Annotated in this window: 8 protein-coding genes; 6 read left to right on the top strand and 2 right to left on the bottom strand. The window is 59.8% G+C overall.

Features of this window, described 5'->3' with window-relative positions; genetic code table 11:
* Nucleotides 1-54 precede the first annotated feature (54 nt).
* Nucleotides 55-768, bottom strand: a complete 714-nt coding sequence (locus B7L09_RS26655) for a UTRA domain-containing protein (protein ID WP_094471369.1) — start codon at nt 766-768, stop codon at nt 55-57.
* A 349-nt stretch (nt 769-1,117) separates the two neighbouring features.
* On the opposite strand from B7L09_RS26655, the gene B7L09_RS26650 reads away from it, so the two are divergent.
* The 6 genes from B7L09_RS26650 (at nt 1,118) to B7L09_RS26625 (ending at nt 6,566) form a co-directional block, all read left to right on the top strand.
* Entirely contained in the window at nt 1,118-2,185 is a 1,068-nt protein-coding gene (locus tag B7L09_RS26650; RefSeq protein WP_094471368.1) for an ABC transporter substrate-binding protein, read from the top strand.
* Between the two features lie 191 nt (nt 2,186-2,376).
* Nucleotides 2,377-3,183 carry an alkaline phosphatase family protein gene (locus tag B7L09_RS26645; RefSeq protein WP_094471367.1) on the top strand — a complete coding sequence of 269 codons (807 nt, stop codon included), beginning with the start codon at nt 2,377-2,379 and terminating at the stop codon, nt 3,181-3,183.
* A gap of 5 nt (nt 3,184-3,188) precedes the next feature.
* Complete coding sequence (locus B7L09_RS26640; RefSeq protein ID WP_176457776.1) at nt 3,189-4,025, top strand: ABC transporter permease; 837 nt, start codon at nt 3,189-3,191, stop codon at nt 4,023-4,025.
* Nucleotides 4,012-4,812: an ABC transporter permease gene (locus tag B7L09_RS26635; protein WP_094471365.1), complete on the top strand. Its 801-nt coding sequence runs from the start codon at nt 4,012-4,014 to the stop codon at nt 4,810-4,812. The genes B7L09_RS26640 and B7L09_RS26635 overlap by 14 nt, the downstream gene beginning before the upstream one ends.
* On the top strand, nt 4,809-5,798 hold the full coding sequence (locus tag B7L09_RS26630; RefSeq protein WP_094471364.1) for an ABC transporter ATP-binding protein: 990 nt from the start codon (nt 4,809-4,811) through the stop codon (nt 5,796-5,798). The genes B7L09_RS26635 and B7L09_RS26630 overlap by 4 nt, the downstream gene beginning before the upstream one ends.
* A 114-nt stretch (nt 5,799-5,912) precedes the next feature.
* Nucleotides 5,913-6,566 (top strand): HAD family hydrolase, encoded by a 654-nt coding sequence (locus tag B7L09_RS26625; RefSeq protein WP_094471363.1) that lies wholly within the window; start codon nt 5,913-5,915, stop codon nt 6,564-6,566.
* A gap of 53 nt (nt 6,567-6,619) precedes the next feature.
* Here B7L09_RS26625 and B7L09_RS26620 read toward each other — a convergent pair whose 3' ends face one another.
* Complete coding sequence (locus B7L09_RS26620; protein WP_094471362.1) at nt 6,620-7,582, bottom strand: zinc-binding dehydrogenase; 963 nt, start codon at nt 7,580-7,582, stop codon at nt 6,620-6,622.
* Nucleotides 7,583-7,654: the final 72 nt, after the last annotated feature.

The following is a 7,654-nucleotide window of genomic DNA, read 5'->3' as shown; positions in this document are numbered from 1 at the left end:
CACATTAAGCTCGCGGTGCATCGGCTGATGGTCAGCCAGCCCGGCACCCGACTGTCAAACCACATCGACGCCGACATGAATCGCATCATGCCGCCAAAACTCCAGGTCGCAGTCGATCAACCGCTGATGCTGGTCATAGTTCACCCGTGCAATCCGCAACCCCGGGCTCCCCACCGACACCCGTAACGCAGCCGCCGCATCCACCGACAACGCCGTCGGTACGATCTCGAACCGCACCCGCCCGTAATGCAGGTCGTAATGCCTGGCGTACAGCTCGGTGATCGACTGGTTCAGGTCGCATTCCAGAATCCCCGGAAAATACTGCGGGTTCAGGTAGTGCTCCACATACAACACCAGGCGCCCATCAATCCTTCGGCCCCGGCAAATCTGGATCACACTCGACAGCGCCGGCAATTGCAGCCATGCACACACCGCCGCCGACGCCGGTTGCAGGCGCGCAGAAATCACCTCGGTCGACGCCACCCGCCCCTGGTCGCTGACCATCGCGTGAAAGTGGCTGCGTTGCATCAGGTTGTAAGCCAGCCGTGGCGGCGAAACAAACCACCCGCGGCGTTCCTCGCGATAAATCTGCCCTTGGGCCTCCAGTTGTAACAAGGCTTCCCGCACAGTAATTCGAGTGGTACCAAACAACTCGCTGAGCTTGCGCTCGGCCGGCAGTTTGCTCCCGGGCGCCAACAGGCCGTGGTCGAGCTGTTCTTGCAGAACCTGCCCGATGGCTGTCACCGCTTTGGTTGTCTCGATGCGCATCAACGTTACCTATCTGGACTAGACCAGCACTGTTTCGGGGCAGAACCGTGATTCAAACCGGCTCCATCAACTTCCTGCAAGCCTAGGCACTGCGTGTGACTGGCAGATGACAAAGCCGCCGAACGGTTGCGCCAGACACCTGCAAATTCACGGCCAAGTCCTTTCGTATCAGCCCTTTAGCCATGGTCTACGCTTACTCGCAAGCCTGAGCATTACCGCTCGAAAAATGTAGGCCGACCGATCGTCGACATCAAAATGTCATCAGCGGCGCCTAAATTGGCTCAGGTATTGCTGACCTAGACCAACACAACCGCAATCGCAGCGTTGAAAACGCCCAAAGGAGCTTCGGATGAAAAAGCTTTTCCTGGCATCACTGTTAGGCTCGACCATTGCCATGTGCACCGCCGCCATGGCCGCTGATACCGATCTGAAAACGCTGGAAGCCGCCGCGAAAGCGGAAGGCGCCGTCAACAGCGTCGGCATGCCCGATGACTGGGCCAACTGGAAAGGCACCTGGGAAGACCTGGCCAAGACCTATGGCCTCAAGCACATCGATACCGACATGAGCTCGGCCCAGGAAATCGCCAAGTTCGCCGCCGAAAAAGACAACGCCAGCGCCGATATCGGTGACGTCGGCGCGGCCTTCGGCCCGATCGCGGTGAAACAGGGCGTTGCGCAGCCGTACAAGCCGAGCACCTGGGCGCAAGTCCCGGATTGGGCGAAAGATAAAGACGGCAATTGGGCCCTGGCCTACACCGGCACCATCGCCTTTATCGTCAACAAAAAGCTGCTGCACGGCTCCGAAGCCCCAAAAAGCTGGGCTGACCTGAAGACCGGCAAATACAAGGTTTCCATCGGTGACGTGAGCACCGCTGCACAAGCCGCCAACGGTGTACTGGCCGCGGCACTGGCCAACGGTGGCGATGAGAAGAACCTGCAGCCAGCGCTGTTGCTGTTCGCAGATATCGCCAAGCAAGGCCGCCTGTCACTGGCCAACCCGACCATCGCCACCATGGAAAAAGGCGAAGTGGAAGTGGGTGTGGTCTGGGACTTCAACGGCTTGAGCTATAAAGCCAAGATGGCCAACCCGGATGACTACGTCGTGCTGATCCCATCGGACGGCTCGGTGATTTCCGGCTACACCACCATCATCAACAAATACGCCAAGCACCCGAACGCCGCCAAGCTGACCCGTGAATACATCTTCAGCGACGCCGGCCAGACCAACCTGGCGCGCGGCAACGCCCGTCCGATCCGTGCCGAGCACCTGACCTTGCCTGCCGACGTCCAGGCCAAGCTGCTGCCTAACGAGCAGTACAAAAAGGTCACGCCGATCAAAGACGCGGATGCGTGGGAAAAGACTTCCAAGGCTTTGCCGCAGAAGTGGAACGAAGAAGTCCTCGTCGAAATGAAGTAATGCTTCATCTGTAGGAGCGAAGCTTGCTCGCGATGGCGGACGGTCAGCCAACATCATTGTTGAATGCAAATGCTTGCTCGCGATGGCGGACGGTCAGCCAACATCATTGTTGAATGCAAATCCCTCTTCGCGGGCAAGCCTCGCTCCTACAGGTTTTCACGATATCCAATGTTTCGCGGAGTTTTGCCCCTATGAAGCACAACGTCATCCTTGTCGTGCTCGACGGCCTCAACTTTGAGGTCGCGCGCCACGCCTTGGGGCACCTGCAGGCTTACGTCGGCGCAGGACGCGCGGCACTCTACAAACTGGAGTGCGAACTGCCGGCTCTGTCCCGGCCGTTGTATGAATGCATCCTCACCGGCGTGCCACCGATCGACAGCGGCATCGTCCACAACAATGTCTCGCGCCTGTCCAACCAGCGCAGCATTTTCCATTACGCCACCGACGCAGGTCTCACTACAGCGGCGGCGGCTTATCACTGGCTCAGCGAGTTGTATAACCGCACGCCGTTCGTGGCCGCACGGGATCGTCACACCGACAGCCCCGACCTGGCGATCCAGCACGGACATTTCTACTGGAATGACCACTACCCGGATTCACACCTGTTCGCCGACGCCGAAAGCCTGCGCCGCAAACACGCGCCGAATTTCCTGGTGGTACACCCGATGAACATTGACGACGCCGGGCACAAGCATGGCCTCGATACGCCGCAATACCGCAACAGCGCGCGCTCGGCCGATATCATCCTCGCCGACTACCTGCAAGGCTGGCTCGATGCCGGTTACCAGGTGTTGGTGACTGCGGACCACGGCATGAACAACGATCGCTCCCACAACGGCCTGCTGCCGGAAGAACGCGAAGTACCGCTGTTTGTCCTGGGCGATGCCTTCAGCTTCAACACCCGCGCCGCGCCAAAACAGACGGACATCTGTGGCACGGTCTGCGAACTGCTGGGCGTGGCCCACGACAAACCTGTCTGCCGGGAGCTGCTCAAGTGAACGCCATGACCCGTGGTAAATGGCTGGCAGCATTGTGTCTGGTGCCTTTTGCNCTGTTCTTTATCGTGTTTGAAATCGCCCCGCTGGTGTGGGTGATGATCAACAGCCTGCAATCGGAGGAGTTCGGCTGGGGCCTGGCCAACTTCACCAGGATCTTCAGTTCGAAGTTCTATTTGCAGGCGATCCAGTACAGCCTCGAAATCAGTTTCTGGTCCAGCGTATTCGGCATCATCATCGCGGTGCTCGGCGCCTATTCCCTGCGCCGGGTCGACTCGAAACTGCGTAACTTCGTCAACGCCTTCGCCAACATGACCAGCAACTTTGCCGGCGTGCCCCTGGCCTTCGCGTTCATCATCCTGCTGGGTTTCAACGGCAGCATCACCATCATGCTCAAGCAGGCCGGGATCATTCAGGACTTCAACCTGTACTCCAAGACCGGGCTGATCATTCTCTATACCTACTTCCAGATTCCACTGGGCGTGCTGCTGCTTTACCCCGCCTTCGATGCGTTGCGTGAAGACTGGCGGGAGTCGGCCTCGCTGCTCGGCGCCAACGGCTGGCAGTTCTGGCGGCACATTGGTCTGCCGGTGCTCACCCCTGCCCTGCTCGGCACCTTCGTGATCCTGCTGGCCAACGCCCTTGGCGCCTATGCCACGGTGTACGCGCTGACCACCGGCAACTTCAACGTGCTGCCGATTCGCATCGCGGCGATGGTGTCCGGCGACATTTCCCTGGATCCGAACCTGGCCAGCGCCCTGGCCGTGGTGCTCGTGGCGTTGATGACCCTGGTGACCATCGTGCATCAGCTGCTGTTGAAGAGGAGCTACCATGTCTCGCGCTGAACTGGGCCCCGTCGGTGTCTATCACCGGGTGGTGGTGTACGTGCTGTTTGCCATTCTGTTGTTGCCGCTGGCCGGGACGTTGATCTACTCGATCGCCAGCAGCTGGTCGGCGACCATTCTGCCCAGCGGCTTTACCTTCAAGTGGTACATCCAGCTGTGGAGCGATCCGCGCTTCCTAAATGCCTTCGGCCAGTCGCTGCTGGTGTGCGTGGGCGCACTGATCCTGTCGGTGGTGCTGATTTTGCCGCTGCTGTTCGTGGTGCATTACCACTTCCCCAAACTCGACGCGCTGATGAACATTTTGATCCTGCTGCCCTTCGCGGTGCCGCCGGTGGTGTCATCTGTGGGCTTGCTGCAATTGTATGGCTCCGGGCCATTTGCAATGGTGGGCACGCCGTGGATTCTGATCGGCTGCTACTTCACCGTGGCTCTACCGTTCATGTACCGCGCGATCACCAACAACCTTCAAGCGATCAACCTGCGCGACCTGATGGACGCCTCGCAACTGCTCGGTGCCAGCACCTGGCAGGCGGCGATCCTGGTGGTGCTGCCAAACCTGCGCAAAGGCCTGATGGTGGCGCTGCTGCTGTCGTTCTCGTTCCTGTTCGGTGAATTCGTGTTTGCCAATATCCTGGTCGGCACCCGCTACGAAACCTTGCAGGTCTACCTCAACAACATGCGTAACAGCAGCGGCCACTTCACCAGTGCCATCGTCATTTCCTATTTCTTCTTTGTGCTGGTGCTGACCTGGGCCGCCAATATCTTGAACAAGGACAAAAGCCAATGAGCTTCGTCAGCGTCCAACACCTGCAAAAAGGCTACGCCGGCACCCCGGTGTTCAGCGACATCAACTGCGAGATCGCCAAGGGCGAGTTCGTCACCCTCCTCGGCCCGTCCGGTTGCGGCAAGTCCACGCTGTTGCGTTGCATCGCCGGCCTGACGTCGGTGGATGGCGGCAAGATTCTGCTGGAGGGCGTCGATCTGGTGCCGATGAGCCCACAGAAACGGCATATCGGCATGGTGTTCCAGAGCTATGCGCTGTTCCCCAACATGACCGTGGAACAGAACGTCGCCTTCGGCCTGCGCATGCAAAAGGTCAACGCCGACGACAGCCACAAGCGTGTGCAGGAAGTACTGAAACTGGTGGAGCTCAATGACTTCGCCGCCCGTTATCCGCATCAATTGTCGGGCGGCCAGTGCCAGCGCGTGGCCCTCGCCCGATCATTAGTTACCCGTCCGCGGCTGTTGTTGCTGGACGAACCGCTGTCGGCCCTCGACGCGCGGATTCGCAAGCACTTGCGCGAACAGATCCGTCAGATCCAGCGTGAACTCGGGCTGACCACGATCTTCGTGACCCATGACCAGGAAGAAGCCCTGACCATGTCGGACCGCATCTTCCTGATGAACCAGGGCAAGATTGTGCAGAGCGGCGATGCCGAGACCCTCTACACTGCGCCGGTGGATGTATTCGCCGCCGGGTTTATCGGCAACTACAACCTGCTCGACGCCGACAAGGCCAGCCAATTGCTGCAACGCCCGATCAGCGGGCGCATCGCGATTCGCCCGGAAGCCATCGAACTGAGCCGCAGCGGCGAGCTGGACGCGCTGGTGCGCAGCCACAGCCTGCTGGGCAACGTGATTCGCTACCGCGTTGAAGCGCGCGGCGTGGAGTTGGTGGTCGACGTGCTCAACCGTTCCGCCGACGACCTGCACCCGGATGGGCAGCGCCTGGCACTTTCCATCGATCCGACTGCCCTGTGTGAGGTAGCCTGATGCCTTTGTTGATGTCGAAGAGAGAACTGCACTGATGGCCCTGGCAATTTTTGANGACTGCCCTGTGTGAGGTAGCCTGATGCCTTTGTTGATGTCGAAGAGAGAACTGCACTGATGGCCCTGGCAATTTTTGATCTGGACGACACCTTGATCCACGGCGACTGCGCCACGCTGTGGAGCGAGCAGATGGGTCGCCTGGGCTGGGTCGACCCTGAGTCGTTCATGCGCAAGAACAACGAACTGATGGACGCCTACAGCCAGGGCAAGCTGTTGATGGAGGACTTCATGGACTTCAGCCTGGAGCCGATGATCGGGCGCACGCCGGAAGAGATCGACCATCTGGTCGGGCCCTGGGTGGAAGACTTCATCGAGCCGATCATCTTCAGTGACGCCACCAAAGCGATTGCGGCCCATCGCAAGGCCGGAGACCGGATTCTGGTGATCTCGGCGTCGGGCACGCACCTGGTCAGACCGATTGCCGATCGTTTGGGCATCGACGAGATTCTCGGTATCGAACTGGAAGTGGCGCACGGCGTTTACAGCGGCCACACCGTCGGCACCCTGACCTACCGCGAAGGCAAGATCGTCCGGTTGCTGGAGTGGCTGGACGCGGAAGAGGAAAACCTGGAAGGCGCGAGTTTCTATTCCGACTCGCGTAACGATCTACCGCTGCTGTTGAAGGTGGATTTTCCACACGTGGTGAATCCGGATCCGGTGCTGCTTGAGCATGCGGAAAAGGCCGGTTGGCCGATCCATATCTGGAAGTAACCGCTCTCTCAAGAATTACGCCGTACCTGTGGGAGCGTGGNTTNAGCCGGGGATCAGGTCAGGCTTGGGTCGATGATCAACACCAGCTTCCCCGCCACCTTATTACTCGCCAACTCCGCAAACGCCGCTTCGGCGTCCTTGATCGGGTAGGTCTTCGCCAACTGCGGACTCAACCGCCCTTCAGCAAACAACGGCCACACCTGCTGGCTCAAATCACTGAACAAATCCGCCTTGAACTGCTCATCGCGGCTGCGCAAGGTCGAGCCCAGCAGTTGCACGCGCTTGGCCAGAACCTGCGCCAGATCCAGGTTCGCTTCACGACCGCCCATCAAGCCAATCAACACCCAACGACCATCCAGGGCCAGCAGNTTCAGGTTCAGTGCGGCGTAATTGCCGCCCACCGGGTCGAGAATCACATCGAACGGCCCCAGGTCACGCAGGCTGTCCAGGTCGCCCGAGCGCACCACACCTCCCTGCGCACCCAGCGCTTCGCAATAAGCCAGACGCTCGGCAGAACCGACGGTGACCCAGCACGGGTTGCCAAAGGCTTTACATAGCTGAATGGCCGCTGAACCGATTCCACTTGCTCCGGCGTGCAAAAGAACTTTCTCACCCGGTTTGAGCGAAGCCAGTTGAAACAAATTCAGCCAGACGGTCGCGTACACTTCCGGCAACGCTGCCGCCTCGGCCAGGGACAAACCTTCGGGGACCGGGAGCACATGCCGTCCGTCGACAACTACCTCCTCGGCCATCCCGCCCCCGGCCAGCAAGGCGCAGACCCGATCGCCGACCTGCCAGGACGAGCCCGGGCCGACCTCGCTGATCACCCCTGAACACTCAAGACCCAGTACCTGACTGGCTCCCGGAGGGGGCGGATAGAGCCCCGCGCGCTGTAACAAATCGGCGCGATTAAGGCCNGCCGCCGCCACNCGAATACGAACTTGTCCTACATCGCAGGTAGGACTGGGCTCTTCCAACCACTCCACATGACCTTCAACGCCTTGCAATGCTTTCACAGTGCCTCCATAGTGAGTCTGGACTGAGCCCGTAGCTGTAGCGCCGGGCTTTTTGCATTATGCGACCGGNNC

The organism is Pseudomonas mandelii, from assembly GCF_002251635.1.
In the GTDB taxonomy this organism is placed as follows: domain Bacteria; phylum Pseudomonadota; class Gammaproteobacteria; order Pseudomonadales; family Pseudomonadaceae; genus Aquipseudomonas; species Aquipseudomonas mandelii_B.
This window is presented reverse-complemented; position numbering and strand designations above follow the sequence as displayed.

Excerpts from the sequence above, each read along its gene's own strand:
- B7L09_RS26645 (WP_094471367.1), top strand. The coding sequence starts at position 2,377 with ATGAAGCACAACGTCATCCTTGTCGTGCTCGACGGCCTCAACTTTGAG.
- B7L09_RS26635 (WP_094471365.1), top strand. The coding sequence starts at position 4,012 with ATGTCTCGCGCTGAACTGGGCCCCGTCGGTGTCTATCACCGGGTGGTG.
- B7L09_RS26655 (WP_094471369.1), bottom strand. The coding sequence starts at position 768 with ATGCGCATCGAGACAACCAAAGCGGTGACAGCCATCGGGCAGGTTCTG.
- B7L09_RS26650 (WP_094471368.1), top strand. The coding sequence starts at position 1,118 with ATGAAAAAGCTTTTCCTGGCATCACTGTTAGGCTCGACCATTGCCATG.
- B7L09_RS26625 (WP_094471363.1), top strand. The coding sequence starts at position 5,913 with ATGGCCCTGGCAATTTTTGATCTGGACGACACCTTGATCCACGGCGAC.
- B7L09_RS26630 (WP_094471364.1), top strand. The coding sequence starts at position 4,809 with ATGAGCTTCGTCAGCGTCCAACACCTGCAAAAAGGCTACGCCGGCACC.